This is a genomic window from Cohnella xylanilytica (genome assembly GCF_014212175.1).
In the GTDB taxonomy this organism is placed as follows: domain Bacteria; phylum Bacillota; class Bacilli; order Paenibacillales; family Paenibacillaceae; genus Cohnella; species Cohnella xylanilytica.
This window is the reverse complement of the sequence record NZ_JACJVR010000011.1, coordinates 53,908-76,958: the sequence shown is the minus strand read 5'-3', so window position 1 is coordinate 76,958 and position 23,051 is coordinate 53,908. Positions and strand designations below refer to the sequence as shown.

19 protein-coding genes are annotated in these 23,051 nt (G+C 60.6%); 2 read left to right on the top strand and 17 right to left on the bottom strand.

Annotation, left to right across the window (positions count from 1 at the left end; all coding sequences use genetic code 11):
* Positions 1 to 94: 94 nt before the first annotated feature.
* The 5 genes from pdxA to H7B90_RS03740 form a co-directional block, all read right to left on the bottom strand.
* The gene (gene pdxA, locus H7B90_RS03760; RefSeq protein ID WP_185134536.1) at positions 95 to 1,093 is read right to left on the bottom strand and encodes a 4-hydroxythreonine-4-phosphate dehydrogenase PdxA; all 999 of its coding nucleotides are present in this window, start codon (positions 1,091 to 1,093) and stop codon (positions 95 to 97) included.
* Positions 1,081 to 2,373, bottom strand: a complete 1,293-nt coding sequence (locus H7B90_RS03755; RefSeq protein ID WP_185134535.1) for a four-carbon acid sugar kinase family protein — start codon at positions 2,371 to 2,373, stop codon at positions 1,081 to 1,083. The genes pdxA and H7B90_RS03755 overlap by 13 nt, the downstream gene beginning before the upstream one ends.
* A gap of 51 nt (positions 2,374 to 2,424) precedes the next feature.
* Positions 2,425 to 3,300, bottom strand: coding sequence for a carbohydrate ABC transporter permease (locus tag H7B90_RS03750; protein ID WP_185134534.1), 876 nt, complete (start codon positions 3,298 to 3,300; stop codon positions 2,425 to 2,427).
* 11 nt (positions 3,301 to 3,311) lie between these two features.
* A complete protein-coding gene (locus tag H7B90_RS03745) occupies positions 3,312 to 4,259 on the bottom strand; it encodes an ABC transporter permease (RefSeq protein ID WP_185134533.1) in 948 nt (315 codons plus the stop codon).
* Between the two features lie 73 nt (positions 4,260 to 4,332).
* Positions 4,333 to 5,922: an extracellular solute-binding protein gene (locus tag H7B90_RS03740; protein ID WP_185134532.1), complete on the bottom strand. Its 1,590-nt coding sequence runs from the start codon at positions 5,920 to 5,922 to the stop codon at positions 4,333 to 4,335.
* A gap of 386 nt (positions 5,923 to 6,308) precedes the next feature.
* Here H7B90_RS03740 and H7B90_RS03735 point away from each other — a divergent pair, with 386 nt between their 5' ends.
* Positions 6,309 to 7,511 (top strand): sialidase family protein, encoded by a 1,203-nt coding sequence (locus H7B90_RS03735; RefSeq protein WP_185134531.1) that lies wholly within the window; start codon positions 6,309 to 6,311, stop codon positions 7,509 to 7,511.
* A gap of 397 nt (positions 7,512 to 7,908) precedes the next feature.
* On the opposite strand, the gene H7B90_RS03730 is transcribed toward H7B90_RS03735, so the two are convergent.
* The 7 genes from H7B90_RS03730 to H7B90_RS03700 all read right to left on the bottom strand — a co-directional run bounded on the left by H7B90_RS03730 (position 7,909) and on the right by H7B90_RS03700 (position 14,789).
* The gene (locus tag H7B90_RS03730; RefSeq protein ID WP_185134530.1) at positions 7,909 to 9,207 is read right to left on the bottom strand and encodes an MFS transporter; all 1,299 of its coding nucleotides are present in this window, start codon (positions 9,205 to 9,207) and stop codon (positions 7,909 to 7,911) included.
* A gap of 59 nt (positions 9,208 to 9,266) precedes the next feature.
* Positions 9,267 to 9,737 (bottom strand): NanQ anomerase/TabA/YiaL family protein, encoded by a 471-nt coding sequence (locus H7B90_RS03725; RefSeq protein WP_185134529.1) that lies wholly within the window; start codon positions 9,735 to 9,737, stop codon positions 9,267 to 9,269.
* An 18-nt stretch (positions 9,738 to 9,755) separates the two neighbouring features.
* Positions 9,756 to 10,841, bottom strand: a complete 1,086-nt coding sequence (locus H7B90_RS03720; RefSeq protein ID WP_221481906.1) for a sialidase family protein — start codon at positions 10,839 to 10,841, stop codon at positions 9,756 to 9,758.
* Positions 10,838 to 11,563, bottom strand: coding sequence for a TerC family protein (locus H7B90_RS03715; protein WP_185134528.1), 726 nt, complete (start codon positions 11,561 to 11,563; stop codon positions 10,838 to 10,840). Before H7B90_RS03715 ends, H7B90_RS03720 begins: the two co-directional genes overlap by 4 nt.
* A gap of 139 nt (positions 11,564 to 11,702) precedes the next feature.
* Positions 11,703 to 12,614, bottom strand: a complete 912-nt coding sequence (gene dapA, locus H7B90_RS03710; RefSeq protein WP_185134548.1) for a 4-hydroxy-tetrahydrodipicolinate synthase — start codon at positions 12,612 to 12,614, stop codon at positions 11,703 to 11,705.
* Positions 12,615 to 12,706: 92 nt separating this feature from the next.
* Positions 12,707 to 13,762, bottom strand: coding sequence for an Ldh family oxidoreductase (locus H7B90_RS03705; RefSeq protein WP_185134527.1), 1,056 nt, complete (start codon positions 13,760 to 13,762; stop codon positions 12,707 to 12,709).
* Between the two features lie 85 nt (positions 13,763 to 13,847).
* Entirely contained in the window at positions 13,848 to 14,789 is a 942-nt protein-coding gene (locus tag H7B90_RS03700; protein WP_185134526.1) for a phosphoglycerate dehydrogenase, read from the bottom strand.
* 476 nt (positions 14,790 to 15,265) lie between these two features.
* On the opposite strand from H7B90_RS03700, the gene H7B90_RS03695 reads away from it, so the two are divergent.
* Entirely contained in the window at positions 15,266 to 15,952 is a 687-nt protein-coding gene (locus H7B90_RS03695) for a GntR family transcriptional regulator (RefSeq protein WP_185134525.1), read from the top strand.
* 74 nt (positions 15,953 to 16,026) lie between these two features.
* Here H7B90_RS03695 and H7B90_RS03690 read toward each other — a convergent pair whose 3' ends face one another.
* The 5 genes from H7B90_RS03690 to galU all read right to left on the bottom strand — a co-directional run bounded on the left by H7B90_RS03690 (position 16,027) and on the right by galU (position 23,047).
* Positions 16,027 to 17,187, bottom strand: coding sequence for an iron-containing alcohol dehydrogenase (locus H7B90_RS03690; protein WP_185134524.1), 1,161 nt, complete (start codon positions 17,185 to 17,187; stop codon positions 16,027 to 16,029).
* A gap of 215 nt (positions 17,188 to 17,402) precedes the next feature.
* On the bottom strand, positions 17,403 to 19,859 hold the full coding sequence (gene pcrA, locus H7B90_RS03685) for a DNA helicase PcrA (protein ID WP_185134523.1): 2,457 nt from the start codon (positions 19,857 to 19,859) through the stop codon (positions 17,403 to 17,405).
* Positions 19,849 to 20,574, bottom strand: a complete 726-nt coding sequence (gene pcrB, locus H7B90_RS03680; protein ID WP_185134522.1) for a heptaprenylglyceryl phosphate synthase — start codon at positions 20,572 to 20,574, stop codon at positions 19,849 to 19,851. The genes pcrA and pcrB overlap by 11 nt, the downstream gene beginning before the upstream one ends.
* Positions 20,575 to 21,035: 461 nt before the next feature.
* Positions 21,036 to 21,695 (bottom strand): hypothetical protein, encoded by a 660-nt coding sequence (locus tag H7B90_RS03675; protein ID WP_185134521.1) that lies wholly within the window; start codon positions 21,693 to 21,695, stop codon positions 21,036 to 21,038.
* Positions 21,696 to 22,168: 473 nt separating this feature from the next.
* Positions 22,169 to 23,047: a UTP--glucose-1-phosphate uridylyltransferase GalU gene (gene galU / locus H7B90_RS03670; protein WP_185134520.1), complete on the bottom strand. Its 879-nt coding sequence runs from the start codon at positions 23,045 to 23,047 to the stop codon at positions 22,169 to 22,171.
* Positions 23,048 to 23,051 lie beyond the last annotated feature (4 nt).

Sequence of the window (23,051 nt, the reverse complement as noted above, 5' to 3'; positions counted from 1 at the left end):
GAAGAATTTAATGAGAAGAAAAGCCTATACGGCGTCTCCCGCGGCAATTCGACAGGCGATTCGCCGGGGAGGAGCCGCAACGCTCATCTGCCGCTCAAAAATCCTTGGGAGCCAGCTCGGCCGCCATTCGCAGCGCCTCCAGCATCGACCCTTCGTCCGCCAGGTTGCGCCCCGCGATGTCGAACGCCGTGCCGTGGTCGACGGACGTGCGGATGATCCCCCCGTTCAATCCGACCGTGATATTGACGCCGGCTTCCAGCCCGAGCACCTTGACCGGGCCGTGGCCCTGATCGTGGTAGCACGCCACCACGATGTCGAAGTCGCCCCGCACCGTGCGGAAGAACAGCGTGTCGGCCGGGTACGGCCCCGTCGCGTCGATCCCTTCGGAAGCCGCCCGCCGGATCCCCGGGACGAGCTTCTCCTCCTCTTCCCCGTTCCCGAACAGGCCGTTCTCGCCGGCATGCGGATTAATGCCGCATACCGCGATGCGCGGCCGCTCGATTCCGGCCCGGCGAAGCGTATCGTGAGCCAGGCGGATGACGCGGTAAGTGCGCTCGGGATCGATCGTCTCGATCGCCTTCAGGAGGCCGACGTGCGTCGTCAAGTGAATGACCTTCAGCTTCGGCGCGGACAGCATCATGGAGTAGTCCTTCGTGCCGGTCAGCTCCGCCAGAATCTCCGTGTGGCCCGGGTAGCGGTGCCCGCCCAGATGCAGGGCTTCCTTGTTGAGCGGCGCCGTGCAGATGGCGTGAATCCGGCGGTCCGTCGCCAGCTCCACCGCCCGCTTCACATAGTGGAAGGCGGCGTTGCCTGCCTCCGCCGACACGGCGCCGTAAGGCAGATCCGCCGGCAGCAGGTCGAGATCGATGCAGTCCGCCGTTCCCTTCTCGTACAGCCCTTCGGACGGGAGATTCACCCGGTTCACTCGAAGCGGAATTCCCGCGATCTCCGCCGCCCGCTCCAGCATCTTGGCGTCTCCGATCACGAGCGGCCTCGACTGCTCGTACACCCGGTCGGACCGGAGCGCCTTCGCGATGATCTCGGGTCCTACGCCCGACGCGTCGCCCATCGTAATGCCGACTATTGGACGCATACGTTGCCCCCCTCTTGAAGTATTCTCAGCGCGTGAAGCAGCACCTCGTCGGAGCCGAAGCCCCCCGCCTTCGTCACGCCGAACACGTCTCTCTCGCCGGAGAAGATCCCGATCGGCACGCCCGTCTCCACCTCGTCGATCAGCTCGAACTTCTTGAACCCCGAGAAGCGGCAGAACTGCTTCGCCGTATCCCCGCCGGTCAGAATGAGCCGGCTCACCGGATGGCTGCGCAGCAGGCTTGCGGCGATGGCCCCGAGCTCGCGGGAGATGCGGTCGCTGACGGCCGTCGCGCTTAAGCCGGCGCGGGCGCCGGCTTCGGTCGCCAGCCGGATCTCTTCGGGCTCGCCGCTCGAGTACAGGACGACGTGCTTGCCCTCGCCCAGTCTCGCGGAAGCTTCCGCGAAGACCGCAGCCGTCTCCGCCGCCGTCTCGGCGGGATCGGCGACGACGCGGTGCGCGAGCAGCTTCGCGCCGGCCACTCCCGGGCTCGACAGCAGCAGTTGCAGCTGCTTGCGGGTCGTCTGGTTGACGCTCCCGACGACGGCGAGAACCGGATGCTCGGACTTGTCGAGGGAGAAGCCGTCCCGCTGCTTCGAGCCCGTCAGGCAGTTGGCCAGCCCCGCGGAGCCGGACCAGATGATCCGGTAGCCGCCGCCGGCGAACAGGCCGACGATCCGTCTCAAGTCCTCGTCGGTCTCGGCGTCGAAGACGACGTACCGGCGGCCGTCCTCGCGGAACTCGCGCAGCTTCTCGCGAAGATGCTCCTCTCCCCGGCCGAGATCCCCGATCGTGATCAGCCCGGCGCGCCGCTCCGACTGGCCCTCGATCCGTTCGAGGATCGAGGATTCATGGATCGGAGTTTTCGGATCGAGGGCGAACTCCGTCTCGTGCAGCAGCTTGCCGCCCAGGTAGAGATGCCCTTCCCTGACCTGCCGGCTGTATTCCGGGTAGGCGGGCGTGCAGACGATGAAGTCCGGTTCGAACACGTCGAACAAGGCGTCGAATTCCGCTCCGATGTTCCCGCGGAGAGTGGAATCGATCTTCTTGAACACGACGTCGAAGCCGCCGGCCGCCACGTATTCCGATGCGTCCCGCACCTTGCGGTAAGCCTCCCCCGCCGAGGCGGAGCGGCTGTCCGTGTCGATCACGACGACGTCGTCGTCCGGATCGCCGCCGTCTTCCATGCTCAGGAGAACGGCGGACTTCAATCCGCTTCTCGCGAATTGAACGCCCGAATCGTTGGCGCCGGTCAAGTCGTCCGCGATTATCGCGATTCTCACAGTCATCACCTCATGAGTCCTCGAAGATTTCCTTGTCGCGTCAGAAGGTGATCACCCTTTTACAGACCCGATCAGTATTCCTTTGGTAAAGAACCGCTGCGTGAACGGATAGATCAGCAGAATCGGCGCGACCGCGAGGAAGATCGACGCGGCCTGCAGGTTTTGCGGCAGCAGCTGCACGCCGTTGACGGTGATGTTCTCGAAGGAGGTGCCGCCCTTGCTGGAGTTGATGATCATGTTGTACAGCACGACGGTAATCGGCTGAAGGCTGCGCTCCTGCAGGTAGATCATCGGAACGAGGAACTGGTTCCAGATGAAGACGGCGTTGAAGACGCTGATCGTGGCGATGATCGGCTTGCTGAGCGGGAAGAACACCCTCCACATGATCTGCCAGTCGTTCGCGCCGTCGATGACGGCCGCTTCCTCAAGCTCCTCCGGCAGCGCGTCCAGGAAGGACTTCGTAATGATCAGCAGGAACGTATTGACCGCCATCGGCAAAATCATGACCCATCTCGAATTGACCAGGTCGAGAGCGTTGTACACGATGTAGTTCGGAATAATACCCGCTTCGAACACCCAGGTGAACATGAAGACGAGCATGATGACGTAGCGGCCGACGAGACGCTTCCGGGACAGCGGGTAAGCCGTCATGAACGTGACCATCACGGCGATCGCGCCTCCGACGACCGTATAGAACAGCGAGTTCGCCAGGCCGCTCGCCACGCCGAGCCGCGAGTTGCTCAGAATATATTTGTAAGCTTCGAAGTTGATTCCCTTGGGCCACAGGTAGATCGTCCCGGACACCACTTCCTTGCCGTCGCTCAGCGAGGTGGACATAATCAGCACGAACGGATAGACGCAGATCAGGGCGATCAGGATGAGGAACGTATGGTTGACGTAGTCGAACAAGCGGGATGGTCTATGCATGGTGCCGCCTCCTAGAACAACCTTGAATCGGAGTATCTGCTCGAAATCTTATTCGCGCCGATCACCAGCACGAAGGCGATGACGGACTGCATCAATCCGACCGCGGCGCCGTAGCTGTAATTCGGGAACCCTTCGCTGGAGAACGCTTGGCGGTATACGTAGCTCTGGATGACGTCCGCGGTATCGTAGATGCTCGGGTTGTACATAAGCAGGATTTTGTCCAGGTCCACCGTGAGGATCTGTCCGATCGCCAGGATGAACATGACCACGATCGTCGTCTGGATGGAGGGCAGCGTCACCCTGAAAATCTTCTGCCAGCGGCTCGCGCCGTCCAGGTCCGCCGCCTCGTACAGATGAGGATCGATGCTCGTCATCGCGGCGATGTAGATAATCGCGTTATAGCCGAACAGCTGCCACACGTTCAATCCGACGTACAGCGCCCGGAACCAGCCCGGCTCGGCCATGAAGAAGACGCTGTCGAAGCCGAGAGCGTTCAGGACGTCGTTGACCAGGCCGCCTTGGGGCGACAACAGCTTATACAGAATCGACACCATCACCGCGGAAGAGATGAAGTACGGGAAGAAGCTGAGAGTTTGGACGAAGCGTTTGATGGGCGAATTTTTGACCTCGTTAACGAATAGCGCGAAGATGATCGGAATGGGGAACACGAACATCAGATTGAAGATCGCGAGAAGCACGGTGTTGCGGACCAGCTTCCAGAAATACGAATCGTTCACGAATGCGGAGAAGTGTTCGAAGCCGACCCATTTGCTTTTGAGAACGCCCTGGAAGATGCTGTAATCCTGGAACGCGATCACGAGTCCGAACAACGGCAGCAGCTTGAAGACAATCATATGGATAAGACCCGGCAGCAAAATCAAATACAGAATCTTGGCATCCCACATCCGCTTGAACAGGGCGCCCTTGCCCGCGGCGTTGCGCTTGGCGATCGAGCTCATCTGCAGCCCACCTTCTCGTTGAGTTCAAGAGATTCGCCCCTTCCCTCGCCAGGTCGGGGCGAACGCACCGTCGTTATTGCTTCATCGCGTCATAAGCGGCCTGGTCGATCTCGACGACCTTGGAGTAGCCGAGCTTATCCATATCGTTCAGGAAGCGGTCCCACTCGGTCATCTTCAGCTGGCCGGTGATGAACTTGACGAGCACCGCGTTCACTTCGGGCTTGATCTTGGCCAGCAAGGTCGTTCTCTCCTTCAGCTGCTCGGTCGAATACTTCAGCGAGGAGAAGTCCTTGGACGTGTACTTGTCGAAGAACGTGGTCGCGAACGACTTGGTCAGATCGTCCATCCATTGGTAGTAAGCCTCGTTGTTGACCGGGGCCGGGAAGGTCAGGCGGTCCTGCAGGAAGTTCCAGACCGGCGTGCCGATCGGCTTATTTCCCTGCTCCTCGAACTTGACCAGGTACTCCTTGGCCCCGTTAACCGTCTTGTACGATTCGCCCTCCACGCCGTAATCCATCAGCGTGCGGCCTTTCTCGGAGAAGACGTAATCCATGAACTTGACGATCGCTTCCGCCTTGTCCTTCGCCTTGGCGGTAATGACGAACACGCGGTCGGACTTGTACTTCTCGGTAGCCGGAGGCAGCATCGTCTGGTTGCCGGACGCGTCGAGGAACGGATCCATCACCTTGATCGAATAGTTCGGATCGTTCTGCGGACCGCCGTTGTTCATGAACCAGGACGGACGGGTGAAGAAGTCGTTGCCGACGGCGCCCTTGCCGGTCAGCATCTTCGTCTGCCACGATTCCTCCGTGGCCGTTCCCGCTACCCACTCCGGATCGATCAGCTTCTCGTTGTACAGTTGGATGTACCATTCGATCAGCTTCTTGAACCCTTCGGAATGAATGTCCGTACCTTGTCCGTTCTCGTAGATGCCGTGGATCTTCCCGTCGACGATCTTGTCGTTCGCGCCGAAGGCTTCCGTATACTTCAGATACCCTTCCCGGCCGGTGAACGGGTAGAAGGAAGAATCGCTCTTGAACGTCTCCTTCAGCTTCCGAAGCGCGTCCGTGAACTCTTCGATCGTGCGCGGCGTCTTCGTTATGCCGGCTTTCTCGAACAGGTCGGCGCGGTAAAACGTCACGTTCGAGATGGTCGGATATTCCTGCTCGAGCCCGAAGATCTTCCCGTCCTTCGTCGACACCATCTTGGCGTACTCCGGATTGTTGTCGAGGAACGCTTTGATATTCGGAGCGAATTGGTCGATATACGGCTTCAGATCCAGGAACAGCCCTTGCTCGCCGTACACTTCGGCTTGGGCGATGGATACGATGCCCGAATCCGGGAACTGGCCGGAGCCGATCTTGAGCTCGAGGTTCTTCTTGTAGGCATCGTCGTCTTCCCCGCCGTTGACCAGCTCGACCTGCGTATTCGTCTCCTTCTGCAGAACCGGGAACCACTTCAGATCGTTGAGCCAGTTGATATACTTGCCGGCCATCATATACGAGAAGGAAGCGGCGCCGCCCGAAGCTCCTCCCTCGCTCGCGGAAGGCGATGCGGCGTTCTCTTTGTTCCCGCCCCCCGAGCAAGCGGTTGCAAGAACGAGCGTCGATGCCATGGCCGCCATGCCCAGCGATCTTTTGTTTACTTTCCAGTTCGTCTTCATTCGATGATGTCCCCCATTCATGAGTTTGGCTTGTCGCGATACCTTGCGATCGAATCGATTGCCATAAAACCATGATAGAGCCGAGTAGAATGTTTTATTTTGCAACATTCCTCCTTCTTCCATTTGCGATACCTCAAATGAAAGCCCTTACTTAACTCAAAACTATACCATTTTACAACATAATGCAATCATTATTTTGACGATTCGACAAAAAACTTTTTCTTTTCATGCATTTTGCAACCATTTTTTTCGATATTTCAATTGACTGTCCCGGAATTGCGATGCTATATTCATCATAAAGCGCTTACTTTGTTGAATAAAAGAATCGTAACTTGGTTTGTTTGTTTTATTTTGCAACACTATTAATAGGAAAGAAGGCGTCCCTTATGGATCAGACCCGAATTATCCAGCTCCAATCGCTTGTATCCGACGGAACCTGCTATCTCCACCACGAGACCGACCGGATCGAAGCCCTTCTTCCGACCGAAGTCCCTTCCAACCACGCTCCCTCTCTGATCGAGCTGAACAACGGCGATATCGCCTGCGTCTGGTTCGGAGGCTCCGACGAAGGGGCCGGGGACATCAAGATCTACCTGTCCCGGCTCGGAAGCCGGGAAGCCCGCTGGAGCCGGCCCGTTCGGCTGTCCGACGACTACTCCAAGGCCGATCAGAACCCTTCCCTGTTCCAGGCGCCGGACGGCGATCTGTGGCTCGTCCATTCCTCGATGGACACGAGAGGCTGCGAACTGTCCGAGTGGCAGGAGAAGCTGAAGAAGGGGGAAGCGTCGGGGCCGTTCGCCATGCAGCATACCTCGAACGTGATCTATCGCGTGTCCAAGGATAACGGCGAACATTGGGGACCTCCGGGCGTGCTGTTCGGCCGCCGCGGCACCTTCTGCCGCCACCCCGTCTCCGTCGTCGGCAACGGCAATTGGCTGTTCCCGGTCTGGTACAGCAGCCTCGACGAGACCCGGCAGTTCGGGTACGATTACAGCGCCGTGCACATCTCCTCCGATCAAGGGAAGAGCTGGCGCGAGGTGGAGATCCCGGGGAGCAAGGGGCGCGTTCATCCGTCCATCGTCGAGCTCGGGGACGGCAAGCTCGTCGCCTTCTTCCGCAGCCGCAACGCGGACCGCATCTACTTGAGCCGCTCCCCGGATTACGGCGAGACCTGGTCGGTTCCGGAACGGACCTCGCTTCCGAACAATAACGCCTCGATTCGCGCGATCCGCCTTCAGAGCGGAGGAATCGCGATTATCTTCAATCATTGCAGCGCCAACGAGGATCCTTCCGTCGTCGTGTGGCCGTACGAGAGAACGCCCGTCACGATCGCCATCTCGGAGGACGAAGGGGTCACGTGGCCGTACATGCGGCACATCGAAGCGGGAGATCAATATTGCGGGGACGCGAATCGGAAGTTCAACCGCCGGTACGAATATCCGGCCCTCCTCCAGTCCAAGGACGGAATGCTTCATGCGGCCTACGCTTACGGCAACCGCACGCATATCAAGTACGTCAGCTTCTCGGAGGATTGGGTGCGGGGAGTGGAGAAGAACAAGTGGCCTTGGGACAACTTCCCGATGCAATAAGGGGCGTGAATACAAACAAAGGCAGCGCAAGGATATACTCCCTTGCGCTGCCTTTGTTTCTACGACTGCCCCATTCGCACACCTGTTTGCTCTCCGGGCGAGTTGAGCTTCTATATGGGTGCCTGGTTCCCGTCTCGATGGGGGGAGGCGGCTAACGAATCGAGGAGACGCTATTTCGCCAAAAACATGGATTTTCGATTCTAACGAATCGGATAGACGTTATTTCGTGCTGGAAGCCCCTTTTCCCCCCGGGGTGGCCCCAAATAAGGTCTCTGGAGTTCGTTAGATTTTCAAAAGAGGCTTTTGGCGCTAAATAGCGTCTCCTGGGTTCGTAGAGAAAAAAAGGGCCGATAAACCGGACCCATGGAATTCCGATCGCAACCCTGAACGGGACGCGTTATCCGGCCGCCGTCGTTCGGTCCCCGGCGGATGCCGGGCGTCCGAAGGAGAGCTGTCTGGCCAGGTACAGGCTGAACGCGAAGCCGAGCGATCCCATCGCCGCGAAGGAGGCGTCGATTCCGATCGCCCCTTCCATCCAGGACAGGACGATCGAGAACGCGAAGCCGAACAAGGCGATGAACACCTTGTGGAACGTGAAGGCGAAGCCGAGCTGATTCGGTTCGACGATCCGGCTCGTCCAGATGCTGATCGAGGCGTAAGACATGACGTTAAGCGCGTTGGTCGCGATATACAGCGCAATCGACAGGTAGAGATTCGATTGGAGCCCCAGAAGCAGATTGCCTAGAGACAGCAGCGACAGCGGCCACGTCACCAACGGCTTCAATCTCGTCCGGAACAGCGGTCCGGCGATCAGGATCAGGACGGTCGTGAACGCGGCGACGCCGGTCGATGCATAGCTGAACGGCCGATCGCCCATTCCGAGAGTCTGAATGAGCTTGATCGGGCCGAAAATCATGTTGACGAGGAACGCGCTGTAGACGACGGTCACCCCGATCTCGAACCGGATGAAGCTCTTGTTGCGGACGAGAGGCTTCCATTCGCGCAGCAGATCGAGGAAGCTTGGGCGGCGACCGGGGGACGCGGGTGCGCCGGACTCAGCCTTTCCGGCCTTTTCGATTCCTCCAGCCCTTTCAGCCATTCCGGCCTTACCGACATCCTCGTCCTTCTCGGGCTTCTCGGCCTTGCCGCCGTCCGGGAACAGCAGGAAGCCGGGGAAGCATAGCGACAGAAGGCACGCGAAGACGGCGAACAGGAGCCTCTGGCCGGCATCGGCGAACAACGCCAGCGCCAAGGGGCCGAAGATGGCCAGCCCCGTGTACGTAGACCGGTAGACGGTATTGGAGACGGCCTGCAGCCGCTCCGGCACTCTCTGCGCCAACACGTTGATGCTCATCGTGACCATGCTGACGAAGGCGGCATGAAGCGGCGACGTCAGGAACAGCAGCGGCTTCGTCGGATAAGCGATGAACGCGAACAGGTTGAGCGAGGCCAACGCCACCGTGATCGCGGCTACCCTCTTCTGTCCCCACTTCTCGGCGTACGTTCCGAGAACGAGCACGATGACGATCGTCAGAATGTACCGGGAAGCCCGGATTTGCGACCATTCGGACGCGTCGATCTGAAGCTCGTTGATCGCATACAGCGTATACAGGACGTCCGCTCCGCTGAAGACGAACGACAGCAGCGAAGACAGAATTCCGATCGTCCACAATGGTCTCGCTTCCGACGAGCCCATCGCCGTTCCGATCCTCCCGCCGAGACCGGAGCGCCGCCGCACGCGGCCGCCCCGCCGGGCTACAATAAGCTCACATGGATTTTGACGACCGCCTTGCGGATCTCCATGTTCTCCCCCAGGCTGCAGCAAGGCCTATGAATATCCATCGGGAAAAAGACGGCGAACATGCCGGGAGTCAGCTTCAAGTCCGACTCGCCGCGAACTTCCCGGTACGACAACCGGTCGCGGCTCTCCCTCTCGTCCTCCCATACTTGCTGATCGTCCGTATCGCGCGCCACGCGAATCAGTTCGCGACCTCGGAGAAGCAGCTGAATATCGACATACTCCCGGTGGGCTTCCGCGAGCCTGTTCTCCGCCGGCTCCGTCGTCAGATGCTGGACGAGCGCATAGATCTTGTCCCCGTAGATCGGATATTTCCCCGCGGGCGACTCTTCCCCGATCTCCCGCCCGAGCCATTCCAGGGCTTTGCTTATGGCGGACGGGAAGCAGCTCCGCTCTTGCTCCCAATTGGACATGTGGCTGACGATCATCGCTCCGACCTCGTCTCCTTAGATTTTGAGAATCGTGCCGCCGATGTAGCGAACGCCTCCGCCCTTCTGCTGGATCGGATCGCTCTTGTCGTTGAAGTAGTAGGTCGCCAGGATCTCGCCCGGCCGGACCTCGACCGCTCTCGGATACCCCAGATCGTTGCTGCCTCCGTCGTCCCGAAGAATCATCTCCGGTCCCCAAGTCCGCCCGTTGTCTTCGCTTACCCGGGCGCGAATGCCGAACGGCGGGCGGCGGTAGCCGTACACCGCGAACAGCCGGCCGTCCGCCATCAACGTCAGATGGACGGTGTCCCCGTGATCGTTGATGCGGGAGACGAAGCGCCAGGTCAATCCGCCGTCGTCGGAAGCGTACAGCTCGTCCCAGGCGGCGACCATCGAAGGCTTGCACCGGACGGCGACGAGAATGGTGCCGTCCTTCAGGATGACGGGCGACGGGCAGATCACCCGGTATTCCTGGCTCAGAGGCATGAGGGAGATCAGCGACCAATTGCGGCCGTCGTCGAAGGAAGCGAAGACGACGGGACGGTCGTGCAGGTTGGACTTCGGCCTCGCGGTCAGGAACAGCAGGACGACTCCGTCCGGACGGACGATATAGGACGGTCTCCCTTGATAACGGGGAATGTCGCAATCCGGAAGCATCACCGCCTCGCTCCAGGTCGCTCCCCCGTCCCGCGACATCTTCACCCATGCCTTCGCGTCGTCGACGGCCGAGTTCGGCGTGCACCAGCATTCGAGAAGCGTGTTCGGGTCCGAGAAGTCGAAGCCCTCCTCGAACGAATGCATCCGCCCGTAATGAAGCTCATCGTTCAGCCGCGCGTTGTCCGCGATGACCGACGGGGCTTCCCAGGTTCTTCCCCCGTCGCGCGTCCTCACGGAGACGATCTTCCCGAACGTCTCGACCCGGTCGTGGTGGAGGTTCGTCGGAATCGAATAATCGCAGTCGATGTTCATGAAGGCCACGACGATGTTGTCCTCCGCGATTTTCCACATGCCGCCGTTGAAGGGCCACGAACAGAACTCCCGATCGTTGCGGTACAGCGTCACTTGCTCCATGGATTCCGGCTTGTACGGTTTGGCGAATCTCATTGGCGATGACCTCCCTGAATGGGTTGTGAATGCGATGCCTGCGAACCTTGAAGCTCCCTGCTTGCCGCCCTTCGGAGGGACAGCAGCTTGCCCGCCGCGACGACGAGGACGGCCAAGAGCAGAGGAATCGCGTAATGCCCTCCTCGAACGGGGATCTCGAGATACGCCCCGACCGCTTCGTCGCTCTGCAGCATCTCTCCCGCGGTATAACCGAGCAGCCCCGCTCCCGCCAGCACGATGACCGGGTAGCGGTGCATCAGCTTCATGAGCAGATTGCTGCCCCATAGAATCAGAGGAATGCTGATAGCCAGCCCGACGACGATAAGCGGAATATTTCCTTGCGCGGCCCCCGCGACGGCCAGAACGTTGTCCAGGCTCATGACGAGATCCGCGACGATAATGGTCTTGATCGCGCCGGACAAGCCGCTTCGTTCCTTCACCTCGGCCTCTCCCCCGTCGTCCAGCAGCAGCTTGACCGCGATATAGAGCAGAAGCAGGCTTCCGGCGACTTGAACGAACGGTATTTGAAGCACCCATACGGCGACGAAGGTAAGGAGCACGCGCAGCGCGATCGCGCCGACTCCGCCCCACGCGATGGCCCGCCGCTGCTGATGGCTCGGCAAGCTCCGGCAGGCGAGCGCGATGACGATCGCGTTGTCGCCGCTAAGCAGAATGTTGATGAGAATAAGCTTGAGCAGCCCTCCGATGAATTCGCTGTCCATCTTACGATGCCTCGCTTTGCGTTGCGGACCGCGCCTGGGAACTGCAGGGGCGAAGCCGCTTCTCTAATCGATCGATCTAAAATAGATAAGTTGATTCGTCCGCCTCTCCGACCTCTCTCGGACCTCTCTCGGACCTCTCTTAGACGGCCCCCTTCGTCCGGATCCAGCCCTTGCGCTCGTACTTGTCCAGCACGGCGTTCAGCTCCTGCTCCGCTTGGGGAGTGAGGGGAGCGACGGGCCTTCGGGAAGGACCGGCCGGAACGCCTATCCGGTTCAGAACCGCCTTCAACACGGACGGCAGCGTTCCGAGCGAGAAGGAGCCCCGCAGGTCGCGCAGCACGCGCTGGGCTTCCTCCGCCTCCATGTAGCGCCCTTCCTTGAAGCGCTCGTAGATCGCCGCGACCTCGGACGGGAACACGTTGGCCGTCGCCGCGATAGCGCCTTTGCCCCCGGCCATCAACGTCGACAGAATCAGAGAATCCGTCCCCGCCAGAACGGCGAATTCGGGCGGCGTCTGCTCCAGGTACTGAAGAATATTGTCGAAGCTGCCGCTGCTGTCCTTGATGCCGACGATGTTGGGGATCTCCGCCAGGCGGGCCACCGTCTTCGGCTGAAGCGCGTTGGACGTTCTCGCCGGGATGTTGTAGAGGACGACGGGCAGACGGGTCGCCTCCGCCACTTTCTCGAAATGATAGATCAGCTCTTGCTGGGTATAGGACAGGAAGTACGGCGTGATGACGGACAGCGCGTCGACCCCGGTCTCTTCCAGCCGCTTCGCCAGCCGAACCGTCTCCGCCGTGCTGGCGCAGCCCGCTCCCGCATAGACCGGCGCCCTCCCCTTCGTCTCCTCGACGAGAATCTCCGCCACGCGCACCTTCTCTTCGAAGGATAAGGAGTAAAACTCCCCGTTCGTGCCCAGGCAGAACAAGCCGTGCACGCCCGCGTCCAGCAGCCTCGCGGCCATCTGCCGAAGCGCTTCCTCGTTCAATTCCTCTCGCTCGTCGAACGGCGTTACCATCGCCGGAATGATTCCTTCGGCTCTGAACATGATGCCCTCTCTCCTTTGCCTCTTCCTGTCGATCGTTGCTCGCTAGGCGCACCCATGACGCTGCTATCGCCGGCTCGGAGCCGCGGCCGATTCGCTCACAGCCCGTATTCTCCGGCTTCCAGGCCCAGCTCCCCGGCCAGCTCGCGCAAGCGGTCCGCCAGCTTGTCCGGAAGGGGGACGCCCGTCTCGGCGCGAACCGCCGCCGTCTCGCTTCCCTTCTGGCCTGGCAGGTAGATGTTCTCCGCCCCCGGCGCTCTCCGCGAGGAGGCCACCATGGAGACCAGGTCCTCCAGACGATCTTCGAATTCATCGAGCGGCATCAGCTTCGCGACATTCAGCACGAACATCGAGCAGCCGACGCCGGTCGGCTTCCGCGTATCCCCGATGCGGCCGACCTCCTTGCCGTACTTCGAGCCCGAGATGACCCCGGACAGAATATCCATCATTTGCGCCAAGCCGTAGCCCTTGTGTCCGCCCATCGGAACGAGCGAGCCTCCTCGCTCCAGGCAGTCGAGCGGATCCGTCGTCGGCGCCCCGTCCTTGTCCAGCGCCCAGCCGAGCGGAATGCTCTCGCCCTTCGTGTGGGCCAGCGTCAGCTTGCCCATCGCCACGTTGCCGCATGCGATATCGAGAATGACGGGCGCCTCCTCCCGCCTCGGGACCGCGAACGAGAACGGGTTGTTGCCGAGCACCCTCTCCGTTCCTCCGGCGGCGGCCAGCAGCGGGGCCGCGTTGGAGGTGATGAAGCCGATCATCTTGGCATCGGCCGCCATCCTCGTATAGGAAGCCGCGGCTCCGAAGTGGTTGCCGTTCTTGATGGCCACGAAGCTGACTCCGCCGCGCTCCGCGAGCTCGATCGCCCGCTCCATCGCCAGGTGGGCGACGTAATGCCCCATCCCGTTGTCCGCGTTCAGCACCGCGGTATTGCCGGTCTCCCGTTCCCACGCCAGGTTCGGGCGCTTGTTGATGCCCCCGTCCCGGAGCCTTCCCGCGTAGACGGGAAGCTGCATGATGCCGTGGGTGTCCGCGCCCTTGGCGTCGGCATAGGCCATATGCCGGGCCGTTATGGCCGCGACCGGCTCCTCCAAGCCCGATCGCGTCAACGAATCCGCGATGAAGCGCCGCAGTTGATCCAACTGAATCGATCTCATGCTCACAGCCTCCTTCCAGCCTCGATGAGCCGCCATCGAAGCTCGTCCCTCTCGGACCGTCGCCGGTCCTGCCGCTCGACCGGCGCTACAGACGATGAACCGGCTCCTCGCCCCGGACGAGCACGCTGACGACTTGGTTCGCGCAAGCGACTCCGATCCTGTCGATCGCTTCGTAGGTGTAGCCCGCCACGTGGGAAGTCGCCAGACAGTTCGGGCGTTCGAACAGCGGATGCTCCTTCGCGGGCTCCTCCTCGAACACGTCCAAGGCGCAGCCCGCGATTTTCCCGTCCCGCAGCGCTTCCTCGAGAGCCGCCTCGTCGATCAGGCCGCCTCTCGATACGTTCAGGAGATAGGCCGTTCTCTTCATCCGGCCGAGCGCCTCCCGCCCGATCAGGCGATGCGTCCGTTCATCGAGCGGAAGATGCAGCGTGACGAAGTCGCTCTCCCCCAGCAATTCCTCCAGAGAGACGAATCGCACGCCGTTCGCCTCGGCGAAGGCGGCATCGGGATACGGATCGTAGGCGAGCACCGGCATGTCGAATCCCTTCGCCCTGCGGACCATCTCCTTGCCGATTCGCCCCAAGCCGACGACTCCGAGCGTCTTCCCGTACACTTCCCCCGCGACCATCTTCGGCCATTCGCCTCGCTTGGTCCTCTCGTTCGCCTCGTGGATTCTCCGGGCGATCGTCAGCATGAGCCCGAAGGCGTAATCCGCGACCGCCGTCTTGTTCCCGTCCGGGACGTTCGTTACCGGAATTCCCTTCTCCCTCGCGGCCGCCAGGTCGATGTTGTCCACGTCGACGCCGTGCTTGCAAATAACCTTCAACCGCGGCGAGCTCTCGATGACGTTCCGGTTGATGTCCCCGTATCCGACGATGATCGCGTCGGCGTCCGCAAGGGCGCCGATCAGCTCCCGCTCGCCGGCATGGGCCGGAAGCCGGACGACTTCTATGCGGTGCTCTCTCAGGATCTGAAGCGGCTCGTCGGAGTACATGGCGAACGAGGGCGAGGTGGATACCACTCTCATCGGGCTTATCGCCTCCTTGCCTTGCGCGCGATACGGAAATGGAAACGCTTTAGATTTCGGGATAAAAAAACGACGCAAGACCTTTCGCTAACGGACTTCCTGGAATAGGTGAATTCGGAAGTCTCGTTCATGGCTTCAATCCGAATCCCGTCGCTTCGGTCCTTAGGCTGCGTTCTCTATCAACCTCAGGAATCATCCGCTTCCAACGGTTCTCCCCGCCCGCCTTTGCAGGGGCAGCCCCCCCTTCCTTTCCCCGAGCGGCTTGGCAATGCCTAAATTGATTGTTGTACGTTGTATACATCATCCAACGATAACTATAGCCCATCTCCCCCGGTTCGTCAATGAATTGACGGTTGTCGGAGGCTCATGTAACATAAGAAATATCATGTATACAACAACAACCCTGCTTTTCACGCAAGCCGTTCCGGGCCTTCTCGCCCCCGCTTCGCAGAACGCATGAAGGAGCCGTGCTCACGATGGATCTGCCCAAGATCGATACCTCCAACCTCTGGGATAAAACGTATACGATTCTCAAGGAGAAAATCATTCACCGGGAATTCCAGGCGAACCAGAAGCTCTATATCCCCGAGCTGTCCCAGCAGCTGGGAGTCAGCCGCACGCCGATCCGGGACGCTCTGAACCGGCTGGAGATGGACGGCCTGGTGAAGACCGTCTCGAAGGTCGGGACGTTCGTCAACGCGATCGAGGCCGAGGACGTCATGGACATCATGGACACCCGCCTCATGCTGGAATTCTGGGTCGTCGACAAGCTGGGAGCCGTTCCGCCGGACGAATTGCCGGTCAAGCTGCAGGGCATGGAGCAGGTCGTCGCCCAATCGCTGCAGGAGCTGGAGACGCTGCCTCTGGACGAGTACCTTCAGAGAGATTACAATCTCGCGTTCCACCTGGAATTCATGAAGCTGGGCGGCAACGCCAAGAACATCGGGATCTACAAGAACCTGATGAACTACCGCTTCCTGGCCGCGAAGAACTCGCTGATCTCCAAGGAGATGGTCGTCTCGGCCATCAACCAGCACCAGCGCATCATCGAAGCGATCAAGACCGGGGACGTCGGCCGGATGAAGGAAGTGATCCGGAAGCATCTGGAGGATTCACGAACCGGCTTGATCGAGAAAATCAACCGCAACGGCGGGGTTATCTAAGCGAGACCCCCGCGAACGCGCCAATAGGCAGCCCGTTCCCTCTCGGGAGCGGGCTGCCTTTTTGGGTCGCCGGATTAGGGGAGCAGCTTCCGGTAGATGGCCGCCGCATCCTCCTCCGACACCTTCTTCGGATTGTTGTTCAGCAGCCTCGTTACCTTCATCGCGGCTTCCGCCAGGGCGGGCACGTCCGCGGGCGTCACTCCGTACGACTCCAGGTTCTGAGGGATGTCCAGCTCCCGCGTCCATGCGAGCAGCTGGTCGATTACGAGCCGGGAAGCTTCCTCCGCGCCGATCTCTCCGCGGGTCAGTCCCATCGCCTCCGCGACCGGAACAAGCCGCTCTGTGATGACGTCCAGATTGAATTCGGTCACGTGCGGCAGCAGCATCGAATTGGCCACCCCGTGGGGGATGTTGTACTTGCCCCCGAGCGGATACGCGAGAGCGTGAACCGCCGCCGTACCCGCGCTCGTCAGGGCCATCCCCCCGTACATCGACCCGATCATCATGCGCTCGCGCGCTTCCAGATCGGCCCCGTCATGATAGGCCGCGGCGATGCTGCGGGAGATGAGACGGATCGATTCCAGCGCGAACATGTCGCTGATCGGATTCGCCTTGTTCGAGATGAACGATTCGAAGGAGTGCGTGAACGCATCCATCCCCGTCGCCGCCGTGATCGGCTTCGGCAGCCCCCGCGTCAGGACCGGGTCCATCACGACGAGCTCCGGGAGCAGGTAGCGGCTGACGATTCCGATCTTCAGCTCCTCGTCCGGAAGCGTCACGATCGCGTTCGGAGTTACTTCGGAGCCGGTGCCCGAAGTCGTCGGGATCAGCACGGTCGGCACCCCGGGACGGTCCACGAGATCGGTGCCCAGCAAGTCGACGACCTTCTTGTCGTTGGTTTTGAGCACCGACAGAATCTTCGTCGCGTCCAGCACGCTGCCCCCGCCGACTCCGATATAGAGCTCGAAGGGCCGATGGCGGATCTTCTCGTGCATCTCCTCGATGTTCGCCGCGGTCGGCTCGGGCAGCACGTCGGTCAGCGTATCCGTCTCGATTCCCAAGCCGGAGAGCTGGTCGAGAATCTCTTGAACGAAGCCGAAGCGGAGCAGGCTCGCCTGCGTGATCAGCAGCGCGGACTTCGCTTGGGCCAGCGGCCCCAGATGGTCGCGCAAAGATTGAAGGCTGTTGCATCCGCTTACGATTCGTCGTGCGGTTTGAAAGCCATAGAGGTTCATCGCGTTCGACTCCTTCGAATGTTCTTGGATGTTGTATACAACATATATTAGTATTGTAGCCGATGCCCCTTCGCTCGTCAATGAGAGTCGCGGCGACGGCCTCTCTCGCGCTGGAGCCGTATCCGGCTGCGCCTCGCCTGCCTGGAGGAGCATAGAAAGAACAAGCGCCCCCTTGGCAAGGAGGCGCTTGAAGATAGCGGCGATCCGCGACGATCTTACAGCTTCGTAACCGGAGCGAACGCCGCGAGCAGCCGCTTCACCCCGACCGGCGCCGGGAATGCGATCTGCAGCTCCGTGTCGTTGCCGGTTCCCTTCACGGCGACGACCGTGCCCACGCCCCACTTGGCGTGCTGCACCTTGTCGCCGGCGGCGACGGACAGGCCGCCCTGCCCGGCCGCGGCCGGCTTCGGCGCTCCCGGCTGCGGCACGACGCGGGCGCCTCCCGCGGAGGACGCCGGCCGCGAGCCGAAGCCGCCGACAGTCTGCGGCGCCGACGGCCGGCCGCCGAAGCCCGGCTGACCGCCGCTTCGGGCCCCGTAGCCGCCTCCGCCGCCGTAGCCGGCCCCGCCTCCGCTGCCTCCGCCGTAGCCCAGCCGAGAAGCGCCTCCGCCGTAGGAGCCTTGAATGCGGCCGCCCGGCGGCTCGACCGCTTCCTTCAGCTCGTTCGGAATCTCCTGAAGGAAGCGCGAAGGCGGGTTGCTCTTCGTCTGTCCGTAGAGCAGCCGCATGCGCGCGCAGGTCAGGTACAGCTTCTTCTCGGCGCGCGTGATGCCGACGTACGCGAGACGGCGCTCTTCTTCCATCTCGTCGTTGTCCATGAACGCGCGGCTTCCGGGGAAGATGCCCTCCTCCATGCCGACGATGAACACGACGGGGAACTCCAGCCCCTTCGCGCTGTGCATCGTCATGAGCACGACGGCGTCTCCGCCCTCTTCCTCGTCATCGTTCATCGAGTCGATATCGGCGATGAGCGCGAGGTCCGTCAGGAACGCGACGAGGGACTTGTCGTCGCTGCGCTTCTCGAATTCCTGGGTGACGGACAGGAATTCCTCGATATTTTCCAGGCGGGCCTTCGACTCCAGCGTATTCTCCCGTTGCAGCTCCAGCCGGTACTCCGTCATCTCGAGCATCTTCTCGGTCAATTCGGTCACGGACAGGTAGTCGACCATCGCGGTCAGGTTGGCGATCAGGTAGCGGAAGCTCGACAGCGCGCTCTTCGCGCGTCCCTGAATGTCCAGATGGTAGAGGCCGTCCCCGAGCAAGCCGTCTCCCTCGGAGAGCAGCCGGTAGATCGAGATGCCCCGGCGCGCCGCCTCCTCCTGCACCTTCGCCATCGTCGTGTCGCCGAGTCCCCGCTTCGGCACGTTGATAATCCGGTTGAGGCTGATATCGTCGTCCGGGTTGGAGATGAGGCGCAGGTAGGCGAGAATGTCCTTGATCTCCTTGCGGTCGTAGAACTTCGTGCCTCCGACGATCTGGTAAGGAATCTCCGACTTGATCAGAATTTCCTCGATGACCCGGGACTGCGCGTTGGTCCGGTACAGAATCGCATGATCGCCGTACCGCCGGGCGTTCTGCCGGTTGCGCTTGATCTCGGCCGCCACGAAGTACCCTTCCTCATGCTCGGAGTCGCCTTGGTAGACCGTGATTTTCTCGCCGCCGGGCTGGTCCGTCCACAAGTTCTTGGCCTTGCGCCCCATATTGTTCTTGATGACCTGGTTGGCGGCTTCGAGGATGTTGGACGTCGAACGGTAGTTCTGCTCGAGCAGGATCGTCTGCGCTTCCGGATAGTCCTTCTCGAAGTTGAGGATGTTCGTGATGTCCGCTCCGCGCCACCGGTAGATCGACTGGTCGCTGTCGCCGACGACGCAGATGTTGTGGTGCTTGCTCGCGAGCATCCGGCAGAGCATGTACTGGGCCCGGTTCGTGTCCTGATACTCGTCCACGTGAATGTATTTGAACTTATTCTGGTAGAAGTCCAGCACTTCCGGGACGTCCTTGAACAGCTGGATCGTCGTCATGATGAGATCGTCGAAGTCGAGCGCGTTGTTGCTCTTCAGGCGCTTCTGATATTGGGTGTAGACCTTGGCCGTAATCGTCTGAAAATAATCGCCGGCCCGAGCTTCGTACTGCTCGGGGGTGATCAGCTCGTTCTTCGCGCCGCTCATCAACGCCTGGATCGCCTTCGGCTCGAACTTCTTCGTGTCGATGTTCTGCTCCTTCATGATGTTGCGGATGACCGACAGCTGGTCGGCCGAATCCAGAATGCTGAAGTTGGAGCTGAAGCCGATTCTCTCGATATCGCGGCGCAGGATGCGGACGCACATCGAGTGGAACGTGCTCACCCAGATGTCGCGCCCGGACGGGCCGACGAGGTGAGACACCCGCTCCTGCATCTCGCGCGCGGCCTTGTTCGTGAAGGTGATGGCGAGGATGCTCCAGGGAGCCGCGATGCGCTTCGCGATCAGGTACGCGATCCGGTGCGTGAGCACCCGGGTTTTGCCGCTGCCCGCGCCGGCCATGATGAGCAGCGGCCCTTCGGTGGCGACGGCCGCCTCGCGCTGCTTCGGGTTCAGCTTCTTGATCGCTTCGTCTATGTTCACCCCGACGCCGAAGCCTTGTTGGCTCTCGTTCGCCGCGGGATCGGATTCGTGTGCCGGTTCAAAAAACATGGTCTTGCTCCTTTACGCGTTGTCTCACGGCTTCGACCGTGGATAGAGCCGCCTTCAGATCGTCGTAGACGACGTTGCCGACGACGACCGTGTCGGCCGCTTCGGCGGCTTGGGCGGCCTGCTCCGGCGTGCGGATGCCGCCTCCGTAGAACAATTGCGCCTGGCGCAGCTCCTGGCGGGCGCGGCGGACGAGGGCCATGTCGCCGAATGTGCCGCTGTATTCGACGTACAGCACGGGCACGCGCCACAGCTTGTCCGCGAGCTGGGCGTAGGCCGCCACTTGGGACGGCGACAGGTCGGTAGTCGCCTCCGTCACCCGCGCCGCCGTGCAATCCGGGTTCAGCACGAGGTAGGCCTCGCCGGCGACGGACTCCCACGGCATCAAGTGGCCGTAGTCCGCGAGCGCCTCGACCTGCCGGCCGACGAGCCAGTCTCGGCCCGGCGCGTTCAGCACCATCGGCACGAAGTAGCCGTCGAAGCCCGGCACCGCGCTCGCCGCATCGGTCAACTCGCACGCGCACGGCACTTCGTAGCGGCGGACGCGGGACAGCAGCTCCACCGTGTTGTCGTACGTCACCCCGCTCGAGCCGCCGACCAGAATCGCGTCCGTGCCGGACAGGCAGATCCGGTCCAGCGCCTCGTCGCTAATCTCCCGATCCGGGTCGAGCTTGAAGACGTGTCTCCATGAACTATAGAAAGAAGGAAATGCGATCATGCGTTCCTCCATGCCGTTTACCCTTAGTCTACAGGAATTCTTCCTTTCTTCCAAGACGGCTCGGGCTTGTGGAGGGATTTTACTGTTGTGGCGGATTGCGCGCCGCCCTCTACGTCAGGGTTCGTCGCTCCTCGCAGCCCCCGTGTGGCCCGACTTCTGTGCCTCTGTAACTGACGTTTCTTCCGTTACATCCCCTTTCGAAGCCCCTTGCGCCTCTGTAACTGACGTTTCTTCCGTTACATCCCCCTTCGGAGTCCCTTGCGCCTCTGTAACTGACGTTTCTTCCGTTACATCCCCCTTCGGAGTCCCTTGCGCCTCTCTAACTGACGTTTCTTCCGTTACATCCCCCTTCGGAGCTCCTCGCGCCTCTCTAACTTACGTTTCTTCCGTTACATCCGCAATCGGAGCCCCTCACGCCTCTCTAACTGACGTTTCTTCCACTCTGACCGCGCCTCACCACACTATTGAAAGTAACTAATTGCCATCCCGCTTAAAAAATAGCCGTGATATCGAATGCCTCCCGTTCCAGTCGGTATTAGCAGCTGTTTTTCTACCATGCGATGCAGCGTCTGACTTGTCGAACGCTGGCTTAGAAGCAAGCACTCGCTTGCCTCGGCCAATGAAAAGGAATCGTTGAGAGTCATCCCGAAGCGAAGGATTTCTCTTTCGTACACGGGTAGCTTGGAGAGTTTGGAGCGGGGGACGCTGCCGTATCTTCCGAGCAGCTCGTACACCGTCCGCCGACAGGCTTCGGCCCTCTTGTCCAGTTCATCGTTGCTGTAAGGGACATAGCGGAAGCCGCCTACGGTTATGGTGCGCACCCGCATCCGCTCGAACGAGAATTTGTCTCGGGTCAGGTTCTCTCCATGGGCGACGAATCCGTCGCTTTCGAACGCGGCCAGAAGCGGAGGATACATGGCGTCAATGTAAATGCGCACGCCGGACTGGCTGACGATCTCGTGCTCCAGGATGATTCCGTCCAACGTTTTGAGAGTCGGAAGCAGAACGGTCTCCACAAGCTTCTTCGTCCCGGACAAATCGCGGCCCAGCATCTCCAGTCTTTGGCCGCTCGCCTCTTTTTTCTGCTTCTCCAACAGTTCTTCGAAAGTCGTAATTCCCATCTTAATCCCTCCGAATTTTGGTTTGTTAAAGACTTGAATTAGTTGGTTAGCGACCTGTGGCGGATTGCGTACTTGCGGCTGCTTCGGCGGTTGCGGTCCTGATGTTCGGCACGAATGCGGATCATGTTGTCGTTAAATCGCTCGGCGCTATCATGGTTCGGTTGGTGGTTCGGTAGTTGGTTAGGTTCAGCAGTCGGCTCGGTTGCAGCGCGGTATGAATTCATTTCTTTGGTTCGGGCTTGTCCGATATCGCTCACCTCCTCTCAAGCCCATCCCCCTCCGCAAGCGAAAAAAAATACCGCCTGTCCCACCTAAGGGAACAAGCGGCATGTGCTTCATGCGCATAAAGCCTATTTATCATTGCTCGTATCTGCACCAATTTATCATTGCCAGCACATACACCAAATTACCATTACTCGCATCCACATCTATTTATCATTGCTAACCTCTAACCCTATTAACGATTTCTAGCCTTAAGGACGAAGCTTCTCTTCCAGATACGCCCTGACCTGATCCCCCAGATCCGGACGCTCCAGCGCGAAATCGATGATCGTCTTCAGGTAGCCCATCTTCTCGCCCGTGTCGTAGCGCTTGCCTTCGAACGTGTAGGCGTAGATGGCCTCGTCGCCCAGCAGCCGGAAGATGGCGTCGGTGAGCTGAATCTCCCCGCCCGCCCCGGTGTTCTGCGTCTCCAGAAGATCGAAGATAGCCGGCGTCAAAATATAACGTCCCATAATGGCGATGTTCGAAGGCGCCTTATCGGCGGCCGGCTTCTCGACGACCCCGCGGACGCGGATCAGCGACGAGTCGATATCCGCCCCTTCCGCGGGATCGACGATGCCGTAGCGGGAAATCTCGTTCTGCGGAACCCGCTGAACGGCGAGCACGCTGCTCTGCACTTCCTCGAACACGTTCATCATCTGCTTGAGGCAAGGCACCGGCTCGGAACGCACGATGTCGTCCCCGAGCAGGACGGCGAACGGCTCGTTCCCGATGAACTTGCGGGCGCACCAGATCGCGTGCCCGAGTCCCTTCGGCTCCTTCTGCCGAATATAGTGAATGTCCGTCAGGTCGGAAGCCCGCTGCACTTCGGAGAGCAGGTCGAACTTCCCCTTCTGAAGCAGGTTCTGCTCAAGCTCGTAATAGCTGTCGAAGTGGTCCTCGATAGCCCGTTTGCCTTTGCCGGTGACGATCAGAATATCCTCGATCCCCGATGCGACGGCCTCTTCCACGATATATTGAATGGCCGGCTTGTCGATGATCGGGAGCATTTCCTTGGGCATGGCTTTGGTCGCGGGCAGGAATCGGGTCCCCAATCCGGCTGCGGGAATGATGGCCTTGCGAATTCTCATGGTG